Origin of the sequence: Legionella sp. 16cNR16C, from assembly GCF_021297775.1 — a bacterium.
GTDB lineage: Bacteria > Pseudomonadota > Gammaproteobacteria > Legionellales > Legionellaceae > Legionella_C > Legionella_C quinlivanii_A.
This window is the reverse complement of record NZ_JAJTMX010000002.1, coordinates 683748-707399: the sequence shown is the minus strand read 5'-3', so window position 1 is coordinate 707399 and position 23652 is coordinate 683748. Positions and strand designations below refer to the sequence as shown.

Sequence of the window (23652 nt, the reverse complement as noted above, 5' to 3'; positions counted from 1 at the left end):
TGTATGTACAAAAACATTACCTTATCAAATCCAGACTAATTTGCAAATAAAATAATCAGTTTTTAAGTTTCAATTTTCCATTCATAACCACACCACGAATCGAGGTCTGATCGCAGCAATAAATCAGAGTGGATAGACGATTCTGTCGGCTGGTTGATTCAAGCCGCGGGTGCTTATTATTAATAACCAGACAATCCAGAAATGAACCCTTACTTAGAAAATCATATCCCCATGCTCCTTTTGCAAGTTGACCTCCTTTAAGCACCTGGTTGAATAATATATTGCCGCTATTACCTGCTTTACCCAGGCAAATCAAATTTCGTTTTCTGGCTAGTAAACGTTGTCCATAATCAAGCCAGCGCAACTCTTCAAAAGGGGAAAGGCCAATATGGCTGTCTGTGCCAATTGAGAAACGGCCCTGATGCTCAAGATAGGGAATTAAAGGGAAGTAACCATCTCCCAAATTGCCTTCCGTTGAAGGACAGAGGACGACATTCGCTCCGCTTAAAGCGAGCTGTTCTACTTCATGCGGTACAAGATGAGTAGCATGCACCAGATTATAATGTTGATTTACTGCAACCGAATTTAATAACCATTCAACAGGTCGTAATCCCAGCACTTGCATACATTGCTCAACCTCCCCCGTCTGCTCGGCGATGTGCATATGAACAGGAACAGATTGGTCGATGGATTGACTGAGCTCAATAATTTGCTCAGGAGAAACAGCGCGAATGGAATGAATGCCTACTCCAATGTTCGCTCTCGAATAATGGCTGCAAGCGGCTTTTGAAGCCTCGTATAACTTCCAGTAATCATTCAGGCTTTTGGATATAAACCGTCTCTGCTCGGGCTTAGCAGGATTTTTTAAATCATATTGCTGGTATAAAACCGGAATCAGAGTAATTGCGATGCCTGCCTGCTGTGCGGCAGAGACGAGACGCTCTCCCATTTCCGCGAGATTTCCGTAAGGCTTTCCATCCTTATCATGATGAAGATAATGAAACTCCACCACCGCCGTATACCCTTGTTGGACTAAGTCTTGATAGAGCCGAAAAGCAACTTCTTCCATTTTATCAGGAGTCATTTCCAAAGCACTGCGATACATCGCCTCGCGCCATGTCCAAAAATCATCGCTTTGAGCCTCTTTGGAAAGGAATTCGGCAGTTCCGGCCATTGAATATTGAAATGCATGGGAATGAGCGTTGACAAAACCTGGGATAGCCCAACCTTTTATTTCCTCCACCTTCATTGACTCATCAGCAATGGCCGAGGTTTTCAGGATTTTTCCCTCGCTATCGAGGTAAACATAATGATTATCGAGCCAATCATTTCCATCATACAGGCTTTCAAACTTTAAAAGACGCATAGTAATTCCCAGACAGCTAAACTGATTCATTAAACTGTGGAATCATCAATTAATCAATGGTCTTTTGCAATTTCATTATTAGAATTGTTAGGCTACACTTGAAGTACAACACTATTGAGCTATGCCACGTACCTTGGAGAAACTGCCATTAAGTTATGGAATTTTGTCATATCAGCAAAATGTTGCATAAACGAAGATAGGAACACAAAAACCGTCTTTGCGAGCGTCAGCGAAGCAGCTCCTAACTTTGTTCTAGGTTCAAGTTGGATTGCTTCACTTCGTTCGCAAAGACAAGGGTTTCTATTTATGCAACAATGCCTTGCGGGGATGACAGTTTAAATATACATAACCCCTTCACTTAATGGAAGTTCCCCTGCGGGAATGACAGGATACTTATGAACTTTCATGAGTTGTCTACAACGATTTTATTAATTTCCAGTCTTCTTCTGGCGGTGAGCTTTTACAATTTTATTCTGAAAAAATTCGTGAAAGAGATTAATCATCATAAACTCTTATTTACTTCCGGTGTTTTTATTTTTTTCAGTGTCCTGTTTGCATTTGAAAGTACGATTACCAGTTGGGTCAATCATAAGGACACTCAATATTTTATTAAAATCGTATTGGAATGTTTGTGGTGGTTTTCTCTTTTTTTCATCGCCAATCAGATTATCCATATTTTCATCTGGAAACGATTATTAAGGCAGTCAGGCATATTAATTCCCAAAATTTTTAAAGACCTGGTTTCCCTACTCTTTCTAATACTCACCGTAGCGGCCATTGTCCATTTTGTGTTTGCTAAATCTGTTTTTGGTATTTTTACCGCATCAGGGGTTATGGCGATTATTCTCGGCTACTCCGCTCAAGCCACTTTAAGCGATGTCTTTGCCGGTATCGGATTGAATACGACCAAGCAATTCAGTGAAGGCGACTGGATTGTGGTCTATGGCGAAATGCAAACCCTTACCGGTAAAATCATTGACGTGAATTGGCGCTTTGTTAATTTGCTTAATATTGAAGGGAATATTTTATCAATTCCAAACTCGGTGATCTCCCAGTTATTCATTGAAAACCTGTCTCAACCGCATGGTATCAACAAGCAATCGCTGACCATCTCAATCAGTCAGCCTCTCTCACCGTCCCGATTTAAAAATATTCTGGTTGAAACTGCTCTGCAGTCCTCAAAAGTGCGCAATGAACCCAAGCCCCATGCGGCACTCATCGAGTGTAGCCAGGAAGCAAGCACCTACCATCTTGAATACTCGACCTCGGAAGTCAATCCAATCCTGATTAAAGATGAAATTTATTCCGCGCTCTGGTATCGATGTCTTCGTGAAAATATCCTGTTAACCGGTCATGAAATGCCGGAGAAACCTGTGCTCACTCATGATGAGATTAGCCAATTTTTACGACAGATTGATTTATTTCACTTTCTGCAAGAGGAGGAAATTCAACTCCTCACCCAGCATTCTCACTATGGACTTTACGGCCCCCCAGAACGCCTGCTTATTGAAGGGGAACATAACCACTCCCTTTTTCTCGTGTACAGCGGCTCAGCCTCTCTTTATATTAATAGCCAGACAGAAAAACCCGTGTTTTTTGAAGCCTATGAAACAGGGGATTATTTTGGCGAAATATCAATGCTCACCGGCGCGCCTTGTCGAGGCTCTCTTTTTATAGATGAAGAAAGCATAATTATTGAAGTCACCCATGGCAATATCGCCAAGCTATTTAAGCAAAGACCCGAGCTCATGGAAAAAATGAGCGCGGTGGTTGTAAAAGGCGTCAAGGCTATAGAAAATCTGCGGCATGCCCAAATTCCGGTTGAAGGAACGGACAGGCATAGCCTGTTACAAAGTTTGCTGGCGCATGTTCGCTATTTTTTCAAACATTAGGTCCTGAAGGCGGACACTCCGTTAGTAACCAGTCATCATGAGGATCCGGTTCTTTCTCTTCCTGAAAAAAGCCGCAACAAAGTTTATCAAAAAATGAGGGCTCAGATTTAGTCAGATACTCTCTTTTTCTTCTAAGCGCTTCCATATCTTGTTTAGAAATCCGTTTGGGTGGATTTTCCGGTGGACATTTTGCATAGTCAAACACAAAAAAATCCGCTGTGCATTTTGAATTTTTGATTACGAAATCGAGGACTTCCTGAGCGCTTGGCTCAAAATAGCCTCCTAGTGTAGCCGCTTCCACCTGGTGCATGGGATCATATTTAACCTCTCCTTTAAAATATCTGGCTAGCTCGTTCTTATCATAGATATAATTGATTGGTTTGCCTCGGAGACAGACGGGCTCATTAGCAAGCTCCCATAATAATGGGCAATCAAGCCATCGGCTCTCAATATTGAGAGCTTCAAGAATATGAGAGAGAATTACCAAAGTTGTAGCAGCATTGGGTTCAATCACTACCACACCAAGAGGAACCGTGGATAAATCATATAGCCTTTTTCCTTCATCACCCTGTAAATAAACAAAGCTCACGGCAAATCATCCTTTATCGTTTTCAGCGATTATAAAAGGAATGATTAATTCTAGTCAATTAGAAAAATATTGCTCCTTTTGTACTATATATTGAGCTATTGATAAAACTCAATGCTCTATGCCTTTATGTAACTCGTCAGCTACGTCATCCTGAGCGTAGCGAAGGATCTCAAACTGCTTAGAGCTGAGCCAGATTCGGGAGATCCTTCACTCCGTTCAGGATGACGTTGAGACGATTTGATTGAATTAAAATCAAACTTATCCACAACCTGGGGAGTTACCCTCTATTTGAAATGTTAAAATAACGATAAATTTGAGTGAAATCCTAGCCATTCATTAAAAACCTGCACTATATTTAGACAATATATTCCATCAATAAACAATCAATAAGGCAGACATGGCATCGCAGGCAATTTCTGGTGAAGTACAGGCACTTCAAGGTTTGCTGGTTCGTACCAATGAGAACGGACAATGCAAGATTCTTAAACAAGGCTCCCTAATTCATGCAGGTGACACATTGGTTCTACTGGGAGGCGGCGATTCCCTGATTAAGTTATTGTTTCAGCCTGCTATTTCGCTCCTGCCCGATCAGGCCTACAGCTTTCAGCTTAAAGGGATTTCCCCGCTTATAAATAAAATACCGGAAACGCCGCTTGAGCAATTGTTAAATCAAACCCAACTGAAAAATGCAGACATCATTAAACTGATCGAGCAATTGGAAGAGCCCGCGGCCGGAGATTCACCGCTGCAAAGTGGCGGCGCCAGTTTCTATATCGATAAGCCCCTATTTAGCGCAGGGCATGTAGGCGCCGGATATGATACCCGCTTTGCTGAGAATAGCTCACTGTTCAATATTGAACAGAATAATGTGCTATGGCTAAAAGATCCCAAACCGGAAGCGGGTCTCAGCTTAAATGACTCTGAATTAACACTGGATGAATCCATTACGGTTAAAGATGGAGATAACAATGTCGGTCAGAGTGATCTGGTAGATCCCTTTGGTTTTGGCAAACCTATAAGTATTGCAGAAGGGAATATTCTATCTTCCAGCAGCTCTCAGTTTAACCAGAATGCCAGCGCAATCACCACCAGTTATGCACTTGAATTGGGGGATTCTCCCTCTGACTTGAAGGCCAGTGATGGCAGTTCCATCAAGCTGGTGCTTGAGAATAATCTGGTATTGGGTAAAAGCGGCAATACTGTTGTTTTTGCGATTGGAATTGATGAAGGCAGCGGAAAAATCACCGTGGTTCAATATCATGGCTTATATCATAATGATCCCAATTCGCCCGATGAAAGTCTGTCGCTGGCGAATCTGGTCAAAGCCAGCCTGACTTTAACGGATACCTCTGGAGATGTATCCAAGGCGACAGTCGAAATTGGCAGCAAAATTCATTTTGAAGATGATGCTCCCATTATTCAGAATGTTCAGCAGGTAAGTCTTGTCGATACGACCATTGAACATCAGGTTATTAATGGAACTGTTCAAGTCGATTTTGGCAGTGACCTGGCAAAGGATTTAACCTTTAGCAGTGATGCGCTCAGAATTTTACAGTCCAGCCAACTGACATCTAATGGCGAAGCACTTGTCTATACGCTGAGTCGTGACGGTCATAGTATCACCGCCACAGTTTTGGGTACGGACATCACTGTTTTTAAACTCAGTCTGTCCGCAGTTATTCCTAACGCGGAACAAATCCGCATGCCATCCTATCAGTTCCAACTGTTTCAGGCGCTGGATCAACCCCCTAATAAAATTACCCTGGGGATCCCGATTAAAGCCATTGATGCGGATAATGACGTATCGCAGGGGCAAATTCGTATCACGATTACCGATGGTCCTGACGCAGCGGGCGGCAGCTCTTCCCTTTTAAGCTCGATTGAAGGAGATCTGGATGCAAATGCAGGCGCTTATCCAGTCAGCACTAACCATACGTTCACTATCGAAGCCGGTGTCGACCGTCTGCTGCCTGAAAGTTTAAATTTTGCTAACGGGTTTCTTGATGCCCTCCTTCAGGAGTTTAATCAGGAAGTCACCGCCGGCGGCCTACCCCTGCATATAAGTTCCACGGTGGTTAACGGCATCATCACACTTACCGCATTTGACAGTGCTAACGAAGTGGTTTTCCAACTTAAATTAACGCCGGTTAATGTGGGACAAAATATTCAGGTCACTGCGGAATTGGTTCAATATAAGCCGCTCGATCATCAGGTGAATGGCGATACCACTGGAATCATCAGACAAAATAGCAGCAGCATCGATTTTGATCTTAAACTTCAAGCCAAAGACAGTGATGGCGATTCGCTGCAAAATCCGGTCAATCTGCATGTACAGATTAATGACGCCAATCCTCCCGTGTTGGGCCAGGACCAAATGGCATTCACTGAATCCACTGTACAGCAAGTGCTCTTAGGCCAGGTCCCTCTCGATTTGGGAAGTGACAGCATTGCCACCATGGTTTTTGAAGACAGCCCCGCAATGCAAAGCTCGCTTACCAGCTTAACCAGCGGCGGGTTTCAGACGACTTATCAGATTAATGGGAATGAGCTTAGTATCAGAATCAATGACCCACAAAGCTTAAGTAATGGCCAGGAGTTATTAAGGGTTATATTAAATACCGATGGCAGCTACACAGCCACACTGAAAGGTCCTTTTGATCAGGTGAATGACATTTCTGAATTGATTCTGACTGTAAGAGCCACTGATAAAGATGGCGATCCAAGTAATCTGGGCGCGATCCATTTAACGATACAGGATGCGCCAAGCCAAAATTTCCCCACCCAGGCATCCACCTCACTAGTTGAAGGCGACTTGGCGCCTGGCACTTATCCAGTGACAAGTCCGGTCGCTGAATTTACTCTGCAAAGCAGCGGTGATCGCCTTCTCCCTGAGACAATCCGCTTTGATCCAGCCACCATCAATGATTTGCTGTCTGAACTCAGTCAGGAAATTAAAGTCGATGGTCAGCCTCTGGATTTCATTGTTCAGAATAATCAGATAATCGGCTCACTGAATGGAGCCGCAGTGGTAGTCATTAGCTTGAGTGCTGATCAAAGCAGCAATCACTATAACGTTGATGGTCATCTGACTGTCACTCTAAATGGGCCGATTGACCATAATCAAACGAATAATACCGGACTCGTCCATTTAGCAGGCGATCAGATCAGTATTCAGGTAGGCGTACAGATTACCGATGCCGATGGCGACTCTCTGGCCAATCCTGCGCAAATTACAGCTAACGTTGCCGATGGCGCCCCACCCCAGCTGATTCATGTTGAAGATATTAGTCTGGCAGAACCTGTAAGCACTGGCGCCACTGCAAGTTCAGCACATATTTTAATCGATATCGGATCTGATGCGATTAAATCATTAAACTTTAATTACACCAATGGCGAAAACAGCGGTCTCTCTTCCGGCACTCATCCTGTATTGCTTGAAATTAACAATGGCGTCCTTCATGGCTATTACATTGAAAATGGGATTGAGGTCAGTGTTTTTAACGCGACAATCACGAATCAGGGCAATCAGGCTGTCGTCAACTTTGAATTATATAAACCCATTGACCACACCCAACCCGGGCAAGACAGCGTCACCCTGCCCATTAAAATTATCGCTGTGGATACTGATGGCGACAGCGCCACTGTATCCGTTCCTGTGCACATTACCGATTCCGTCGCTAATCCTCAGGCCGTTACCGCGACTGTTACTGAGGGAGAGACTGTCCTGGGGAATCTTTCCTCCTCTTATCAGCTGAATGTGGAAGGCGGACGTCTCTACAGTTTCACCGTAAATGGTACGACTTATACTTTTGACCCTGCCCACAGCAGTTTTACTGTATCAACAGATAAAGGTTTATTAACTGTCAACAGTGATGGCAGCTGGAACCTGCAAAGCCTCGATGGACTCGATCATGATTTTATTCAACAACTTCCTGTCTCCTACACCGTTATTGATGGCGATGGGGATTTCGCCAGCAATTCATTGCTTATTACTATCACCGATGGCAGCCCGACGACTGGAGGACAAAGTCTGGCGACTTCAGTAGTCGAAGGCGATCTCGCCCCCATGACTTACCCGGTTACTGCCATTAGCCCCACATTGATTGTGGTCAATAATGGCTCTGATCCTTTTGACTTGAGTACTTTCGCCATTCAGAATCCAGCCGCATTGGCAGCTGAATTACAAGCTGACCTGCAATTTTTTAATTCTGTCACTGGTCAGACCGAATCGCTGGTGGCCACAGTGGGTAGCGATAGCATTGTTCTTCGTTCCAGCAGTGGTGAACTGGTTCTGGAAATCAGACTGGTTCCCGTCATTCAGGTAAATCAGGATTTGTCATTGACTCAAACGATTACTATTTACCAGCCGCTTTCTCATTTGCTCTCAAATAACAGCGGCGTGGTGACTCTGGGTAATGATCAGATTCAGATCAATTACCAGGTACAGGTCGCTGATATAGACGGGGATTTACTGGTTAATCCGCTTAACCTGTCGGCCACTATCAGCGATGGGGTCAATCCAGTAATTGATAATGCCGCCACCATTGTGCAGGATGGTTCAAGTGTAAGTTCAGGCACTCTGGACGTTAATATCGGCAGCGACCCAATCGCCAGTATCCGTTTTGATGTCAATCAACCGGCCTTAGCCAACCTGACCAGCAATGGCCATAGCACCACCACAACGGTCAGTGATCACAGCATCAAAATCTTTGATAATAACCAGCAACTGCTGGCTGAAATTACCCTGAATAATAATGGCAGCTATTCCGTCCAGCTAAATGGCCCCCTGGATCAGGGAGTGAATAATGTTTTGGCCCTCCCTCTTAATGTTACTGCGACAGATAAGGATGGCGACAGCGATACTGCTGTTTTACAGGTATCCATTCAGGACGGCGCCAATCCGCAAGGCGGCCAGGTGATTAACCTCGCGGTGACTGAAGGTGATTTATCAGCCGTCAATGGCTATCCGGTCAGCGATATGAAAAGTTTCACGGTGACTGCCGGCAGCGATCGCCTTTTACCGCAATCTATTGAAATCGACAGCAGCATTGTCAATTCGATTATTAATGAACTGAACAGCGAATTAAAATCTGGCGGCCAACCCATTAATTTCACCTACGATGCCAGTACCCATACCATCACTGGCAGCATTGGAAGTCTGACTGTTCTCAGCTTATCAATCACTGCAAGCCAAAGCAGCAATGGACAGGATGTCGATGTGACCACTCAGTTTATCCAATATCAACCCCTTGATCATTTAACCACAGGCAATAGCACTGGCTATGTACAGGTTAATGGCAATAGCTTAAGTATTAATACACCTATCCAGCTTACCGACAGTGACGGCGACAAGCTGGCCGCTCCAATTAATCTGACGACCACCGTCACTGATGGCGTTCTGCCGGTACTTTCTTATACAGGCGATATTGTGCTCACGGAACCTGTAAGCAGCACCGTGACCACAGGAACTACCACCCTGCTGGTGGATATTGGTTCAGACAGTATTAAAACTCTGGCTTTCAATTATACCAATGGTGAGAACAGCGGTTTGCTTTCCGGCGGACATCCAGTTTTACTTGAAGTGAACAATGGTGTGCTTCAGGGATATTATCTGGAAAACAACGTAAAGGTTTCCGTTTTTAATGCCACGCTTGGCAATCAGGGGGATGTCAGTTTTCAAATGTTGAAGCCCATTGATCATTTACAACCGGGTCAGGACAGCATCACCCTCCCTGTTCGAATTATTGCCGTGGATAGTGATGGCGATAGCACAACGCTCTCAATTCCAGTTCGAATTACTGACACCGTAGCTCATCCCCAGGCAGTCACTGCAACAGTCATTGAAGGGGATACTGTCCTCGGTAATCTTTCCTCTTCATATCAGCTGAATGCGGAAGGCGGACGCCTATACAGCTTTACTGTCAATGGTACCCAATATACGTTTGATGCCACTCATACCAGTTACTCCGTTAGCACCGCAAAAGGCTTGCTGACAGTGAACAGTGATGGCAGCTGGAGCCTGCAGAGTGCTGATGGCCTTGATCACGATTTTGTCCAGCAATTGCCGATTATCTATACCGTTATTGACGGGGACGGTGATTTTGCCAGCAATTCAATGGTTATTACCATTACGGACGGCAGTCCTTCCAGCGGCGGGCAAACCTTGGCGGCTGCGGTAGGTGAAGGTGATCTCTCGCCGCTCACTTATCCCGTCACTGTGATTAGCCCCACATTAACTGTAGTCAACAATGGCTCAGACCCCTTTGACTTAAGTACTTTCGCTATTCAGAATCCTGCCGCGCTGGTAGCGGAATTACAGGCTGAAATTCAATATTTTAATCCCCTGACTGGCCAAACTGAAGCCGTTGTCGCCACTGTCAGCAATAACAGTATTGTGCTTCGTTCAACAAGCGGCGAGTTGGTTTTGGAAGTGAAATTAACACCCGCTATTCTGGCTAATCAGGATTTATCAATCAGTCAGATGATTACGCTGTATCAGCCTCTATCCCATATCACAGTCAATACAACTGGCGCAGTTGCGAATAGCCTTGATCAGATTCGCATTAACTATCAGGTGCAGATAGCCGATATTGATGGTGATTTACTGGTCAATCCAGTGAATGTGTCTGCTACCGTCTCCGATGGCGCTAATCCGATTATCAATGATGCCAACACCGTGGTTGTCGATGGTTCCAGTGTCAGTTCGGGAGTGATGGATTTTAATATCGGCAGCGATCCAATATCCAGTATCCGTTTCGCTACTAATCAACCCGCTTTAGCCAACCTGACTAGCAACGGATTAAGTACAACCACCAATGTCAGCTCGAACGCCATCAAGATACTGGATTCCAACCAGCAAATAATTGCTGAAATTATTTTAAATAATAACGGCAGCTATTCCGTTACTCTGAGTGGTCCTTTCGATCAGGCAGTCAATAATGTATTGAATATTCCTTTAAATGTCATTGCACAGGATAAAGACGGTGACCAGGATACTGCTATTCTTCGTGTTTCAATTAATGATGGCGCAAATCCGCAAGGCGGAAATGTGGTTAATCTCGCCGTGGTTGAAGGCAGTTTATCAGTAGCCAATGGCTATCCAGTCAGTGATGTTAAATCATTTACGATTACCGCAGGCAGTGATCGCCTGTTGCCGCAATCCATTCAGATTGACAGTACAGTTATCAATACCATTCTCAGTGAACTGGGCAGTGAACTAAAATCCAACGGCCAAACCATCACCTTTACCTACGACAGCAATACCCACGCCATTACCGGCAAGATTGGCAGCGATATTGTACTGACATTAACCGTCAACGCCACACAAAGCGGCAATGGTAAAGATGTGAATGTCACTACCACTTTTGTTCAATACCAGCCACTGGATCACCTGCAAACAGGCAATGCGACAGGCTATGTAAGCATTAATGGTACAACAATCAGCATTAATACCCCTGTTCAAATCAGCGATAGCGATGGTGATAAGCTGGTTGCACCGGTCAATCTAACGACCACAGTAACCGATGGTCTATTGCCTGTAATCAATCCAATCGCAGCAATTACTGTCAAAGAGAGCGATATCAATGCCAGTACTGGAAATCATGCCGGATCCACTGCTGCTTCAACCGGCGAAGCTGCAACCGGCAGCATCTCTGTGCAAACAGGCAGTGATAAAGTAGTTAGCTATAGTATCGATGTGCAGGCCTTCAACTCAGGCGTTGATGGGCAATGGAAATCGGGCGGTGTTCCTATTGTACTGTCTTATGACGCGGTGAACGATATTTATCGCGGTACTGCCAATGGAGTGAGTAAATTTACTCTAAAAATGAATGCCTCCGGAACCTATACTTTCACTTTAACAGGTTCAATCGATCACCCTGTTGAGGCAGGTAAAAATAATCTGGATGTTATCTTCTCCATCGTTGCCAAAGATGCTGACGGGGATATCAGTGCGGTCGCCAAGCTACCGGTCACAGTACAGGATGACATTCCCGATGCAGTAAATACCTCGTTTTCTGCGATTACTGAAGGTGCAACTACCACAACAGTCGATTTATTGCCAACGGCTCGCGAAGGAGCTGACACAGGTAAAATCGTGTCTGTTTGGGATGGCAATACCCAGTATAACATTACCGGTACTGGCGATAATCAGATTACCCTGCACAACGATGCAAATGGTCAGGTTATTGGTGTGCTGCATGTTTTCGCGGATGGCCGCGTCTTTTTTGTGAGTAGCGCATCTATCGACCATGATGGCCTCAACTTGGTAAAGAATGTGCGCTTTGATGTACGGGATTATGATGGTGATATCGATAATGCCAATATCACACTCACCATTAATGATAAAGCTGCCTCTATTGTCATCGCTGCCGCATCGGGTGTAGAAGATGTGGGACGTGACAGCAATGAAGTACTGGTAAATCCACAAGGTGGAATCCCCATCAATATGACCATTAATATTGGCGATTTGGATAATAATGAAAGTATTGGCAAAGTGCTTATTCAAGCGCCCGCAACCAGTTACGGTGATTTTTATTACAATGGTGTCCTGTTAACAACGGTCGTTGAGGGTGGCGTGACCTATTACGTGATTCCCCCGCAAGCCTTTAGCAGCACAGATCAGATCACTTACACGCTAAACGGCCTGACCTTTGTGCCCCGTGCGGATTTTTCAAGCTACACTGCCAATTTAAGCTTCAGCGTCAGAGCTACCGTTGACTATCAGGTGAATGGCAGCACCCTTTCTAAAGCAGCCGTCACTGGAACTTTGAACATTGATGTGAAAGGGATCGCGGACGCCCCAGTCTGGGATTTGGCACAAACCACCCAGCATTCAGTTGGTACGGAGGATGCCGCCAATATCCCGCTGCAAATAAAGGCCGCTTTACAGGATACCGATGGCTCAGAAACCATCGATTATTATCTGGTTAAAATTACTTCAGGTAATGCCAGCCTGATTGGAACAGGCTTAACACCGGATGCGAATGGCTACTATAAGGTCAGCCCCGCCAATCTGGCCAGTCTGCAAATCGATCCGGCCACAGATTACAGCGGTATGGTCAAAGTTTCAGCGATTGCCGTCAGCAAGGAAAATGGCAATTTCTTAAGCGGATTTCAATATGCCCAGTCTCAACCGATTGAACTAACCATTGATGTCAAACCCGTTGCGGATAATATACAGCTGAATATCAATAAACCTTATGTGGTTTCCAATGAAGATGCTCCAATCAATTTGGGTAGTTTTATCAATGTGAGCAAAGCCGCTGATAACAGTGACCTGTCAGAAAACTCATTTATTCGTATTTCAAATCTTCCAGACGGTGCCTATTTTTCAATCAATGGAGCTACGCTGAATGTAGCAGGACTTGGCGCTGGCTTGCATAATTTATCGATCACCTATACTGACGGCCAGGGACAAAGCCATACGATCCAGTATCAATTCTATAAAGACGCCATTGACAGCAGCAAAAACTATTATCAGTTTAATAATATCGATTTTCCCGATGTTCGCCTGCATCCTGTGCCTGAAAGTAACGTCGATTTCACAATTAAGGTGCAAGCGGTGGTTATTGACCAGGCCACTTTAAGTACGGGTGTGGAAACTGATACCAGGATCACCAGCGCACAGGATATTTTGATTAACCTCAAAGGAGTATCAGACGCTCCTGTCTTTGATGTGAGCAATACTTCATGGTCAGCAATCAGTAATGGCGTAGAAACTACCATCCCTGAAGATGGCCAGGCCCGGCTTGACTTTAAACTGCTTTCAGGAGAAAAAGCACTGGCTCCCACCGATACTTCAGAAACCATCACCATGGTAATTTCCAACCTCCCGGCAGGCGCTCAATTGCTGGATAGTAATGGAAACACCATAACTCTGACCTATGTAGGTCTGGATGCTAACGGTCAACCCAAATATGAAATTAATCTTTCCACACTGAGTGATTTAATAGTCATTCCCCCGCCAAACAGCACAGCGGATATGAGTCTGAATGCTCATATTGTGGTCACAGAAAACGATGGTAATTATCTCGTTACAGACAAACAAATCGTGATTCATGTGACACCGGTTATCGATGCCGGCGATTATGCGAGGAGCTCTGCCGGAGTGGAAGATGGCTTGACTACCGTGAACTGGCGCCCGCCTGCATTTGCTGATAGTCAGGAATTTATTTCAGGCCTTCGTATTGAAAATATTCCTTCAGGCGCGCAATTATTCATCAACGGCGTGGCTATTACCACGCTGGGTGATTCCTCAGTCACCTTAACAACAGCTCAATTGAATAGTTTGCTGCAGGGCCAATCCCTGCAAATACGAGCTGCTGAAGATTCGGATATGGATATTAATCTTAAGGCCATTACCTCAGTCAGTCAGCAGGATGTCAATGGCAGTCCAACCGTTACTAAAGATATCGTGGGTGATCTTCATATTGATCTGCAGGCAGTGGTCGAGCCTGACGCGACATTGAATGTGCTCACCAATAATAACGTTCCAGTCAACAATATCACTGCTTTAAATGGCACCACGGTTAATTTATCCACTAATGCGTCCTCCCAGGGCCACTTAAACTTCCAGGATCTGGATCCGTCCAGTGCCGAAGTGATTCAAACGGTGGTGATTACCGGTTTAGGTAATCAATTTGTGGTTACTGGCGGAATTTATGATGGCGTGGGCAACTGGATAGTACCCGCCTCTGCTCTGGATAATCTGCAGATTACTTCCAAATTTGGCTACAACGGCTCAATTAATGTCACCTTCCATGCGCAGGTACGTGACTTGGGCGATAATAATGAGCAGGATATTAGTAATCCCGCCTTTCGCTCAACCACAGTGACCATGAATTTCACTGGCGGTGGCGGCGGTCCCGGTGATCCGCCTGTAGAAGCAGGAACTATTACCATCAGCCCTGCGACTATTCATACTCAGGAAGATATTCCGCAGTCTATTAGCAGCCAGCTATCTTCCATGCTGTCTTTGAGTAATGGTACCAGCGATGATGTCTATGCCCTGTTGATTCAAGGACCTCTTCCCCAGGGCTTTGTGCTCTCTGGCGGCGGAGTCATCTACGATTTTGTGAATGATCGCTATGTGATTCAGGTAAACGCTGACGCTTTGGGAAATCTGAGTGTAGGCGAAGTGATTTTGCAAACGCCAGTTGACTATTCCGGCAGCCTGCCCTTCGCATTAAACTGGGCAGCCGCTAATATGGTCAGCGGGGATAGCAATACTGGAAGCAGTTATGTATCAGTCCCACTGGATGTCGCTCCCATAGTCGACGTACCGGCCAATCCGGCAGTGACTGATCCAAACCACACCCCCGCCGTCAGTTTACAGGTGGTTCAGACTGAAGGTTTGAATAGCGATAAGCAACCGGTGTCTGATGGCTCTGGTGTGACTATTCCCAATGCGGCTTTCGAAGATGGGCTGGTTATTTTGCGGCTTAATGTGGCATCAGCGGATATTGACAGCAGCGAGCAAATTAATTCAGTTCAATTAAAAGCAGATCCTGCCAAAGGCTATTTTGTCGATAGCAATGGTTTGGCTTTACCAGTAGACGGCAATGGCTTTGTTACGGTCTCTGTGAGCGATTTAAATCATCTGCAATTTAAACCGGTTAATGATTTCAGCGGCCAGGTCAGCATCACAGCAGTTGTCAATTTGGTTGACAATGCTCTCAATAGCCAGGGTCAGACAGTGACCGACAGCGCCAGTTACACCAAGGTGATGAATTTCGACGTTTTGCCAGTTAATGATCCGGTACATTTTGGCGGTCAGTTTAATTTCAGCGGTAACGAAGATGTAATTGGAGGCATTCCCTTATCAGGAATGACCGTCAATACAACAGATACCGATGGATCAGAAAAAATCGTCTCTCTGGTCATTCGAGGTGTGCCGGATGACTTTCTGATTAGCTCGGCTCAAAACATGGGAAATGGTGACTGGAAAATAACCGTCAATGCCGCCAGTTTTGACTTGTCCAGCATCAAAGTCATCGCTCCCGAGAACTTCAGCGGCAGCCTGGATCTGGAAGTTGTAGCCTTTACAAAAGAAGCGCTCGCCGCCCTGCCTGGTTCTGGCGGAAGTCATAGTATCCATCTGGATATTAACCCGGTCAGTGATCCGGTTGACATTATTGGCGCTGGAGCCGCCAGTACTGCCAGCGGTATTGAAAATGGGCAAATAAGTATCAATCTTAACTTTCAGGCTCGGGATAATGTAGACAGTTATAACGGCTCTGCGACCAATGTACAGGAGAATGGTCCGGAATCCTTACTCATCACCGTAAAAGGCGTACCCACTGGCTCAGAAATCCAGCTGCCAGCAGGGGTTAACGGCACACTGGAAAGCAAAGTCTATGACAATGCCAGCGGCGAATGGATCTGGACTTTTAAAGTCAATGCCGCAAATCTTGGCAGCATCATTTTCCTGCCTGGTGATTTTAACGGGAATGCAGAATTAACAATACAGGCACAAACCGTAGATAACCAGGCGGCTCCAGGAGCAGTTCGTGAAGTAAACGTAGCAGTGGATATTACCGCGGTTAATGATGCACCGGTTAATATCCATCCCGCATCATTTGACGCCCTGGAAGATCAAAGCGTCCTGCTTAACAATATTCAGATTAGTGATGTCGATGCGCGTGAAGCGAATGGCAATATGACCGTTACCCTCTCCGTTGAACATGGAGTACTTACACTGACTGGCTCTTTAAGCGGTATTATACTCACCGGCAATGGCAGCAGTACAGTCACACTTGTTGGCCAATTGGATGCGATTAATCAGGCACTCAACGGAAACCTGCATTATCAAAGCAATTTAAACTATAACGGCTCAGACTCACTAGTCATTAATACCAATGACAATGGCAACTCCGGAGGACCTGCGCTTTCAGCAGTATCTACTGTGCCGATTAATATCGCAGCAGTTAATGATGCCCCAGTTAATATCACACCTGCGATTCCTCTCGAGGCAGCAGAAGATCAGGTTCTGACTATCAATACCTTGAGAGTAAGCGATGTGGATGCCGGCTCAGGCGCGATAACTATCACTCTGAGTGTTGAACATGGTTTACTCAGTTTGGCTGGTAGTGCCGGCGGGGTTACTGTATCAGGTGAATTCACTAATCATCTGGTTTTAACAGGAACCGTCAATGATTTGAATACCCTCCTTACCACAGGCGTTCAATATCAGGGTCTGGCCAATTATTTCGGGCCTGATGCACTGACTATGACCAGTAATGATCTCGGTAATACTGGCGGTCCGGCACTAAGCGATACCGATATTGTAGATATCGTGGTCGCCGCACGAGCAGACAATCCGGAAATGACTATTCTCTATCATTCAGTAGTAGCAGCGCTTGCTGTGCTTATTCCCTTAAATATTCAGGCAGAAGTCGTGAATCCTGCAGCCAATGAATTGAGGGTGCGCCTGGATGGCTTAGGCGATGCGGTTCCCGTTGATGAAAACGGCAATCCTTTGGGTCAAATGCTGGCTCAAGGCTCCTGGGAAATTTCAGCCGGTCATTTGCAGCAATTACATCTGCAGAATGTAAGCGAAGGCGAACATACAATCACCGTAACCGCTATTTCGGATGTCGGCGATAATAATCCGCAGGAATCGGCTTCGCAGACTATTGATCTTAATGTGGTTAATTCAAGCCTCAATGATCTTCAGAATACTCAGGATGATCACAGCAACACGCATCTGGTCGGCTCTGAACTGGAAGATGTCTTGCGAGGGGTCTTTGGCGATGACATGCTGGATGGAAAAGGCGGTAATGATCTATTAATAGGCGGTGATGGAAATGATATCCTCATCGGCGGTAAGGGCAATGATACACTCACTGGCGGCGCGGGCCATGATATCTTCCTCTGGCAGGCCAATGATCATGGGGTTGAAGGCAGTCCGGAACGTGATGTCATTACTGATTTTAATCCTCAGGAAGACAAGCTCGATTTATCACAATTACTCAGCGGTGAAAATGAGTCCAACCTGTCGCATTATCTTCACTTTGCCTATGATGCTGATTCAGACACCACTACCTTGTCGATTAGCTCACAGGGTCATTTTGATGGTACAGAAGTGACACCTTTGGACGTAACGGCCAAAACTGATCAGGAAATTGTGATTAACGGCGACCTGGTCGGACCTGCAACAACTCAGGCCGAGATTATTAATACCTTGTTTGCCGCCCAGCAAATTGTTGTGGATGTTTAGTGTCCCAATCAAGACACCCGATGAAACTGCAGGCTAACTTCAGCAGTCATCCCCGGACCAACTGTCAATGTACCCTGGGCATCACCGCTATTTTCAGAAAAATTACCATTCATGCTGCCATATTCCGTATTAAAGGTTGCTACCCCATTGATACAGGTTCCGGTAAATTGATTCACAGTATGTTTTGGGCAAAAAAAGCTTCCGGAATCCTTATCCGCTACCACTTCAATATTAAAATGTTGTCCGCCGTCAGCGCTTGTGATAGTGCCGGAACCATGATATTTACATTCGCCAATAAACCAGTTGGTCGCTTTTCCTGAGCCTGCCCATTGTCCAGCAATCAGCTGGCAGGCATCATTATCGGAGGAGTACAAAGTGAAATCGGCATGCGCCATGTTTGAAAAAGAAAAAGCTGCAGCTATAAATCCTGTTAATACATGATGTTTCATTTTCTGCCTTGAAAAAACTGACTTGTCAAGGCGATGATTATTACTCTATCGACCCGCTAATGCAATCAAAAAGTGGGGGGCCCTTAGGCCCCGGAAGAAAATTAATCGGCTGCTACATAGCGGCCATTTTCAATGTGATAGGCATGACCGTCTCTATAGACCACGCCTTTTTTCTGGAAAATCACGCGATCCGTTGCAGAAGCAACTCCGCCGACTACAACGCGAGTTCCTTTAACCACCACAGTACCTGATTTTTGAACTACAGTTCCGGTAGTGGATACCACTCTTGCGCCTGTTCCCATAACCGCGCTTCCTGTTTCATTCAGCGCATTCTGAGTACCGCAGCCTGTAAGCACAATAGACGCAGCTCCTGCCAGTGCGAAAATAACTTTTTTCATAGTTCCCTCCATTTTTTCCTTTTTATTTACTGCACCTAATCAAATATAGTACAAAAATCGAGATTGGATCTGGGCCCGGTTATTCCCTAAACTTAATATTATGAAAAAACTTTATACTATTGGACATTCCACTTACCCTCTTGCGGAGTTCATCGACATTCTTCACTACTTTGACATTAAGCATGTGGTGGATATCCGCACGGTTCCACGCTCACGCCATGTACCCTGGTTCAATAAGGACAGCTTTGCAAATGCATTAAAAAAAGAAAATATTGCTTATGATCATCTCGATAAACTGGGAGGTCTGCGTAAAACATCCGCTTCATCCATTAATACCGGATGGCATAATGCGAGTTTCAGAGGCTTTGCGGATTACATGCAGACCGCATCCTTTTTTGAAGGATTAAAAGAACTGCATACATTCATTCATGCTGATTATGGAACGGTGATTATGTGTGCTGAAGCGCTCCCATGGCGTTGCCACCGCTCACTTATCGGCGATGCCGAGCTTGTCAGGCATACTGAAGTTCTGAATATTTTTAATAAAGGACAAGTAAAGCCGCATAAACTGACTTCCTTTGCTGTAGTGAACAAACACAGCCGTCCTTATAAAGTTTTTTATCCCAAGCCAGTTGACTAAACAGAAAGCTCCTAGTCAAATAATCATTTCTGATTAATCGAATCTCTGCCCTGTGGACTCAACTCAACGTTCTTTATTGTCTTCTCTAGTTGCCTTAGGCCTTTTCCTCGCTACTTTGGGTAAAATTGATAATATAAAGCTGGCTATTTTGGTACATCTCTTTATTTTTTTACTTGGAGGTCTCATTGTTTATGCCCTCTGCCTGTTTGATTTTTCGAGAAAGGCTTTTGCAAAGACTGGCAGCCTTTTTGGCAAGTCAGCAGCCATTCCTGAGTATCAATTATTGGGGGTGAGCGCAGTTCTGTTATTCTCAACCTGCTATTTTTTGTCGGGAGTATTATTTAATCATCTCCCGGTAGAGATGGATTCTATGGCGCAATACGCAGGCGCAAAAATATTATTAAGCGGGCATTGGACCTTAGCCAGTCACCCTCTGCGCGAATTTTTTGATACACCCTGGTTTATCAATGATGGGAGGTTTTATACCTTCTACCCTCCCGGACATATGTTTCTGCTAGCCTCAGGTCATTTCTTTAATCAGCCGGCAATCATCAATCCACTCATAGCAGCTACTACGCTGATTGCCAGTTACTATCTGGCCAAAGAGATTGGAGGAGGTTTTGCTGCAAGAATCTGTCTTTTTTTATTCATGGTTTCACCTTTTATCGTTTTTCTTTCCTCTGAATTTGATAATCGGTCAACAGCACTTTTGGCCGCCACATTATTTGCCTTATTTTATATCCGGACAATCAAAACAAACGATATGAGAAATGCAATTTTTGCGGGGCTTTCTTTGGGATATTATCTCATCACCCGCCCGCAGTCGGCCCTTTTTTTCAGCCTTCCTTTTTTTGTTTACAGTCTTTGGATTCTGCTGTTTCAATTCAGGAAATATTTCAAATCGTTTGCCATGATGGGCCTGATTATTCTGGCTTTTATGTTCTTTTTTCTTTTTTATAATCAGCAAACAACCGGCTCCGCTTTTCTAACAGGTTATCAGAAATATTTTGGGAATCAGGTGGTGCCTGGTGAAGAATTATTAACGAATGACAATCTTAATAACTTGAAAGCTCAAATCATTCGTGTTGTTGATTATATGCAGTTACTTCATAGACAGTTATTTGGCTGGCCGATTTCGTCGCTATTATTCGCATTTCTTCTCTTTTTTTTAGGCCTGGACAAACCCTGGTGTCGATTGCTGGCGATGAGTTTTTTTAGTATTTATTTCAGTTTAATCCTTTCCGAATATACTTATGATATTTTCGGCCCCCGTTATTTATATGAAACGGCCAGTATTGTGATTATCCTTAACGCAATTTTTCTAAGTCGAATACCGGCCTTTTTCCGAAAACGGTTGCGGGTGAGATTATCGCTGAATGAATGGAGGGGAATTATTGCCCTGCTGCTTTGTTTTATGACCCTGACTGCTTTGTTGACGATTATTCCAGCCCGCTATCAGCTGTATTCAGATAACTACCGGCAAAGCAATAAACAGCTTTTACAGGCAATTGACAAGGGTACTGCCAAACCTGCGGTCGTTTTACTTAGTGAAGAGAATGATCGTCTGGCCACGATTTTTATGCAGCCCTGGTTTGATTCAAATCCAGTGATTGTTGCTCATGACAGGCAAAGTGAAAATTATAAAATAATCCAATACTATCCTGGACGGAGTGTGTACGTATTAGATAAGGGCAAGCTTAAGCGCATTCAATGATCCTGCGTAGCCGCCGTAGGTCGGGCGCTTCGCCCGACATTTTTCTTGGATAAGTAGCTAATTTGATGAAAAAAAAGATGTCGGGCGAAGCGCCCGACCTACGTACTATTAAGCCGAGGGACGTAGAAGTGAGGATACCTTTCAACTCGCATAATGCATCGGCTTTACCAGGATGAGAAATGAGGGAATATTGATATTAAGTAACAACAGACACAATAAAATTAACAGAATTAACAGCACAATAAAAATTTTGTTAAAAATTAATTTTTCAGGATAAATAATATCAAAATTATGCTCTAATCCCATCAGAAAATACCAACCCATCCATCCAATAAGAAAAGGCATCAGGATGATGAGTTCTGCTTTGTACTTTAACATTAAAATCGTGATACCAAATATGGTCAGCAAGCCATAAATAAAAGCCGATAGTATAAGCGTATGGGTGGTATATAGCGCATAGGATTTTCGATAAGCAATAGCTGAATCCCGGTTCTGAAAAATACGATATTCAGCTACCCGTTTCATGCTCATGGTAAACGCTCCAATCGCCCAGGTGGTAAGAATCAGCGACGAAGGTGGTAAATAGTGCGGCAGGATGCATAACCAGCCAATCATCACGCGCAGCGGGTAATTGACTGATTCCAGCAACACATCAATATAAGCAACGTCTTTTAAGCGAACAGGAGGTATATTATACAACCAGGCCAGTATCAGATAAACAACCAGAACCATCAGAATATTGGCATGAGCGGTCATGCTTAAGCCCAACGCCAGAAGAAATAGTGCACAATACTCAAAAATAATCAGCGGTTTTTTAGTCTGGATTTTTGCTAGTGCGCGATCCTTTTTTACAGGATGAAACTTATCTGTGTTTCGATCAAGGTATTCATTCAATACATAATTCGCTGATGACGCAGCACAGAGTGCAAAAAATACACTAATACACTGCAGCCAATGAACAGGAGCTGAGAATTGGCTAAAAATGGCGGCCAATGCAGCGCCTGCGAACATTAGTAAATTTTTGGGCCAGTTATCAATACGAGCAATGGATAAATAAGCATTCATATTACTTTTTTCTCGCAATAATCATCCAGGAATCACGAAGATTTAGAGGAACCACCCAGCGTTTGAAACATCCCAGGCGACTCAGGCGCTCCATAAAAGGTAAATAATTATTTAAACGCTTTAAAAGATAGTCCATTGAAAAATACCAGGAAGGTCTTTTCCATTTAATGATTTCCAGATTGCTCTTTTCAGCTGCTAAACGCAAGGTTTTTTGATTAAAATAGCTGAGATGGGCTACCCGATAATGCCACCATTTTTTATTTAATAATCTGGCCGCCAGAGAGGAAACATCAGGCGTTACAATGACTGCGATCCCCTCATTAGTCAGATGTTGGCTGATATCAGTCATCAGCTGAACAGGATTTTCAACATGCTCCAGGACATCAATTAAGGTAATTATGTCATACTGACTGTTGACAGCAGCACCTGGAAAACTACCCGAATAAACGGGCAGCCCCTTTGATTTGGCCCTTTCCACAAACCACTCGCAAATCTCGATCCCACTGGCATCAAATCCCTTATTTAATCCTTCCTCTACCAGGATACCAATGCCTGCCCCGATGTCGAGTAACTTCCCTTCGCGTTTAAAATGAATGATTGTTTTAAGTAGTTTTTGTGCCTGAAGTCTTCGGGGTTCCTGTGAGTCTTCATAGGGTTTGTCAGTCATTGACTCATAATAGGAGTTGATCGCCTTTGCTTCAGGACAAAAAAGAAAATTGCAGCGTTGGCATTGATAAATGCTTAAACTTGTACCGTAATCAGAGTCGGTCACCGTGAAATGACTGCTCTTAAGTGCCTCAGGGGAAATACCCCGTCTTTTTAATACAAGCGTCCTGCTATCACACAGCCAGCACCTGAAATTATTTTTATTATTCATGAAGGCTCAATTGGGTAATCAGCAGGATTATAACAGGTTTTGTTTTAATAGCTTAGCTTGCTGGCGGCTTGAGCGAGTTTTCAGGAGGATTTTTGGCAACCGTCTGATCCACGATTTTTTTTAATATGTGATCATCCCGTGTAGCGAGGCCTTCTCCATATTTTTCTTTAATTCCTTGTTTCCAGTCGTTCAGGAACTCCTCGGCGATTGTTTTGAGAGGCTCCCTGTGGCTTTACTTTTTTCCAACAGATAGACATCAAGGAATTGCCTGATTGGAATTCGATATTTTTTGACCAGCAAAATGATGTCCAAGCTTGATTTTGGTTTGTTTACGATCTCACGAGCAAGCGTACTAGCTTCTCCTTTTAGGTCTCTCATTATTACTCCCTATGAACTAAGAATTCCATTATGAGTAATAATAGTACATATTTTCAAGAGGGATAG

Annotated in this window: 10 protein-coding genes; 4 read left to right on the top strand and 6 right to left on the bottom strand. The window is 44.4% G+C overall.

What is annotated here, in order from left to right:
* Window positions 1-55 precede the first annotated feature (55 nt).
* Window positions 56-1366, bottom strand: coding sequence for a formimidoylglutamate deiminase (gene hutF, locus LXA66_RS06960; RefSeq protein WP_233012549.1), 1311 nt, complete (start codon window positions 1364-1366; stop codon window positions 56-58).
* A 395-nt stretch (window positions 1367-1761) separates the two neighbouring features.
* Between hutF and LXA66_RS06955 the strand changes: the two genes are divergently transcribed.
* Entirely contained in the window at window positions 1762-3258 is a 1497-nt protein-coding gene (locus LXA66_RS06955) for a mechanosensitive ion channel domain-containing protein (protein ID WP_233012548.1), read from the top strand.
* Here LXA66_RS06955 and LXA66_RS06950 read toward each other — a convergent pair.
* On the bottom strand, window positions 3248-3847 hold the full coding sequence (locus tag LXA66_RS06950; protein ID WP_233012547.1) for a hypothetical protein: 600 nt from the start codon (window positions 3845-3847) through the stop codon (window positions 3248-3250). The two genes, LXA66_RS06955 and LXA66_RS06950, sit on opposite strands and share 11 nt — an antisense overlap.
* A 397-nt stretch (window positions 3848-4244) precedes the next feature.
* On the opposite strand from LXA66_RS06950, the gene LXA66_RS06945 reads away from it, so the two are divergent.
* Window positions 4245-18065 (top strand): DUF5801 repeats-in-toxin domain-containing protein, encoded by a 13821-nt coding sequence (locus LXA66_RS06945; RefSeq protein ID WP_233012546.1) that lies wholly within the window; start codon window positions 4245-4247, stop codon window positions 18063-18065.
* Between the two features lie 8 nt (window positions 18066-18073).
* On the opposite strand, the gene LXA66_RS06940 is transcribed toward LXA66_RS06945, so the two are convergent.
* Together LXA66_RS06940 and LXA66_RS06935 are read right to left on the bottom strand one after the other, a co-directional pair.
* Window positions 18074-18514, bottom strand: coding sequence for a hypothetical protein (locus LXA66_RS06940; protein ID WP_233012545.1), 441 nt, complete (start codon window positions 18512-18514; stop codon window positions 18074-18076).
* Window positions 18515-18615: 101 nt separating this feature from the next.
* Window positions 18616-18912: a hypothetical protein gene (locus tag LXA66_RS06935; RefSeq protein ID WP_112218065.1), complete on the bottom strand. Its 297-nt coding sequence runs from the start codon at window positions 18910-18912 to the stop codon at window positions 18616-18618.
* 100 nt (window positions 18913-19012) lie between these two features.
* On the opposite strand from LXA66_RS06935, the gene LXA66_RS06930 reads away from it, so the two are divergent.
* Together LXA66_RS06930 and LXA66_RS06925 are read left to right on the top strand one after the other, a co-directional pair.
* The gene (locus LXA66_RS06930; RefSeq protein ID WP_233012544.1) at window positions 19013-19552 is read left to right on the top strand and encodes a DUF488 family protein; all 540 of its coding nucleotides are present in this window, start codon (window positions 19013-19015) and stop codon (window positions 19550-19552) included.
* A 76-nt stretch (window positions 19553-19628) separates the two neighbouring features.
* A complete protein-coding gene (locus LXA66_RS06925) occupies window positions 19629-21266 on the top strand; it encodes a glycosyltransferase family 39 protein (RefSeq protein ID WP_233012543.1) in 1638 nt (545 codons plus the stop codon).
* Between the two features lie 141 nt (window positions 21267-21407).
* On the opposite strand, the gene LXA66_RS06920 is transcribed toward LXA66_RS06925, so the two are convergent.
* Both LXA66_RS06920 and LXA66_RS06915 read right to left on the bottom strand, forming a co-directional pair.
* Entirely contained in the window at window positions 21408-22349 is a 942-nt protein-coding gene (locus LXA66_RS06920; RefSeq protein ID WP_233012542.1) for a UbiA family prenyltransferase, read from the bottom strand.
* Entirely contained in the window at window positions 22333-23208 is an 876-nt protein-coding gene (locus LXA66_RS06915) for a class I SAM-dependent methyltransferase (protein ID WP_233012541.1), read from the bottom strand. The genes LXA66_RS06920 and LXA66_RS06915 overlap by 17 nt, the downstream gene beginning before the upstream one ends.
* Between the last annotated feature and the right edge of the window lie 444 nt (window positions 23209-23652).